We start from the raw sequence: 2,716 nt of genomic DNA on the forward strand, positions 1-2,716 counted from the left end.
AGCCTCAAAAATCTCGATTATCTAAGCGCGAAGACCCCTAGTTTTTGGGCACACCCGCAGCCGCACAATCATCTTTTTCTACCTGTCTCCAGCGCTCATGTTGCGCAGAATCCTTCGCTTGAACAGCAGCAGCGGAGACAAGTCCAGCCCGGACGCACCGGTCCATGGCTGAGCCACCATTTGCAACAATGTTGTATTGGTCGATGCTGTCTGCTAAAACTTTGCGCTGTATGTCTTCAAGTGTTGGTGGCGGTTCGCACCCCATCAAAACTGCAGATGCGGCAAGTAAAATTGCAATCAGTCGCATATCCCCTCCACGAATGAAAAGGGACATGCTACCAAACGCTACCCGCCGCGCAGCACATCCTTGATTCGGCGTTCGATAGCCTGCTTTTCCTGCAGAGCATCGACAGGCATCCAGGGCGCCGGCCGCTGCGGATTTTCAGCAGCATTTACCTCCGAGACAAACTCGGTGGACATTTTCCGCAGCAAGTCCACCTCCCAGGGTTTGAGCTGCACACCCGAGAGCAGCGCCCAAGACCTGATCTCGGTGAAGCTCAGCCGCACCGGCCCAGCCGCCCCAGGCTCGATGAAATCAAGCCTTTGCAGATACTCCACCAGATAGCCCAGCTCGGGCGCCAAGGGCGGATAGTAGATCTCGGCATCCTTCTCCAGGGCTTGCGCTGCCCGAGACGGGAGCTTTACCTCCCGCTCGGACCGGCCAACCTTGTCCGTCCTCTTCTGCGATGCATTCCACCACGCAAGCTGGCGGATGTAGAGGATTAGCTCGTCGGCGAGCCCTGCGTAAAATTTGACCAGTCCTTGACGTGCTCGGCCACCTGATCGGCGATAAAGCCAATGGTGCGATCACCGTATACGGCCAAGGCCAGTTCACGGCCAGTCAGGCCGTCATAGTCCAGCTCGACAAAGCTGTGGGTGATCTCGGCCAGGTACTGTGCCTGCTCTTTCTGCTTTTCGTCGGAGGTCTGCTCGAACTTGCCGTTTTTGCGCAGGCGAGACACTGCACGGTTGGAGATCTTCGTTTGGGCAGCCTGGTACTCACGGGAGCCAGGGCCATAGACGTTCACGCCCACCGGCTTCTTGTCGCTCTTTTTGTCACCCTCGGTGTACATCAGATTGTCCTGGGCATCCTTCAGATGCAGGAACGAGGTTTCAGCGACGGCTTTGGACTTGATATTCAGAGACATGTAATTTCCTTATAGCGGAGAGACAAATAGGCCCGTGCGCAGCCGCCCGCCCCGCTATATGGAGCGAAGCGGCTGCGTCGGTGCGGGGGTGGCCTTGCGGCCAATGGGTTACAGGGATGGGATCAGGGGGCCGGCACTTCCACAATGCCGACACCAGACTTGCTGGTGGTCAGCTCCAACTGGACCGTGGCCGAGCGCATCGAGTCCACGCCAGCAGTGGCCTTTTCAAACGAAATGACCTTGGCTTGGAAGTAGTCGATGTCGCCGCCTTGGTACTCGACCTTGAACGAGTAATCCTCGTCTTCGTTCAGAGCCTCGGTCAGCACGATCTGGCCAGGGTCCTTGTTGTCGATGGCCAGCTGCAGCGTTTTCTGGCCTTCATTGAAGGAGCCCTTGAATTTCTGCGTGCCACGGTTGTCGATGGGCTGGTGGGTCACCACCGCATAGGTGCGGCCGTGGCTGCCCCCATCGGTGATCTCGCCGATCCGTGCCCAGGCGGCAACTGCCGCATAGCCTGCAGCATCAAACGTGGCAGGCGGATTGGCGGAAATGCTGATCTTCGTACCAGCAACGGTTTCTACTCCGGACATGGAGTTTCCTTTCTGCAAAAGAAAAGGCCCACCGAAGTGGGCCCTTGGGTTAAGCCGTTGCCGGCCATCTATCGGTCACGTTTTGAGGTGACCATCAAATCAATGGAGCGCCCGAATATGGACGCCTCCTCGTTATCGAGATCCGGGCCCAACCCGGCGTTGCGCACGTTGTTTACCGTGATGCCGTTGATCAGGCCGCGCTTGTTCTCGCAGGCCTTGCGCACTGCCCCTATCAAGCGCTCCTTGGTGGCGTAGTCCTTGGCGGCCACAGTCACCTCGATACGGCCTGTCTCCATCACCTTGGCCTCATCGCCGCTGATGGTCTGACGGTCGTTGTCGCTGATGTTGCGCAAGGCCAGCGCAGGAAGGGCGGAGGCTTGGGGAATGAACCCCTGGTGCATACGCGCCACCGGCACCATTGCCACCAAGGCAGGATCGGCCTTCAACAGCGCCATCACGATCCGGAATGCATTGGGCGCGCTCATTCGTCAGCCTCCACAGTTACGCCAGAGGTGTTCAAGCCGTGCTTGGTCGCTAGGCGGGCTTTCATGTAGTTGCCAGCTGCCACGATTGCCTCTTGGCCTTTGTTGTCCAGTGCTGGGCGCATGAATGGTCGAGCCCTGGTGCCAGGGTGAAAGACGGACTCTCCAACGAATTGGCCGCCAATCTGCAGAGACCCCTTGGCCATCATCTTGTTCAGCGTTTTAAGCCCCACCTTTTCCTCGCCTCTGCGCGTCTTGCGTGTGGGCGTATCCTTGGCGGCCACACTGATCCAGTGCGCAGCCGTGCCAAACTCAATCCAGTGGGCTTTAAAGTCGTCGGTTTTCACACTGGCGGTCACCACGCCCTTCTGATTGCGCGTGCTGATGCGGATACTTTCTCGCAAGTCGCCGTCATCCACTGCCGCACCGCGCTTGG

6 protein-coding genes are annotated in these 2,716 nt (G+C 58.3%); all 6 read right to left on the reverse strand.

The features are described from left to right. Positions 1 to 37: 37 nt before the first annotated feature. Entirely contained in the window at positions 38 to 307 is a 270-nt protein-coding gene (locus LPW39_RS23370; RefSeq protein ID WP_230781178.1) for a hypothetical protein, read from the reverse strand. Positions 308 to 345: 38 nt separating this feature from the next. Continuing rightward, entirely contained in the window at positions 346 to 819 is a 474-nt protein-coding gene (locus LPW39_RS23680) for a phage tail assembly chaperone (protein WP_456236978.1), read from the reverse strand. Then, positions 783 to 1,208 carry a hypothetical protein gene (locus LPW39_RS23380; RefSeq protein WP_230781182.1) on the reverse strand — a complete coding sequence of 142 codons (426 nt, stop codon included), beginning with the start codon at positions 1,206 to 1,208 and terminating at the stop codon, positions 783 to 785. Before LPW39_RS23380 ends, LPW39_RS23680 begins: the two co-directional genes overlap by 37 nt. 122 nt (positions 1,209 to 1,330) lie before the next feature. Continuing rightward, positions 1,331 to 1,798, reverse strand: coding sequence for a phage tail tube protein (locus LPW39_RS23385; RefSeq protein WP_230781184.1), 468 nt, complete (start codon positions 1,796 to 1,798; stop codon positions 1,331 to 1,333). Between the two features lie 68 nt (positions 1,799 to 1,866). Further along, positions 1,867 to 2,283: a tail completion protein gp17 gene (gene gp17, locus LPW39_RS23390; RefSeq protein ID WP_230781186.1), complete on the reverse strand. Its 417-nt coding sequence runs from the start codon at positions 2,281 to 2,283 to the stop codon at positions 1,867 to 1,869. After that, the coding region (locus LPW39_RS23395) for an HK97 gp10 family phage protein (RefSeq protein WP_230781187.1) at positions 2,280 to 2,716 on the reverse strand (437 nt) is incomplete at its 5' end. The genes LPW39_RS23395 and gp17, both read right to left, overlap by 4 nt.

Source organism: Comamonas koreensis (assembly GCF_021026195.1).
Classification (GTDB): Bacteria; Pseudomonadota; Gammaproteobacteria; order Burkholderiales; family Burkholderiaceae_C; genus Comamonas; species Comamonas koreensis.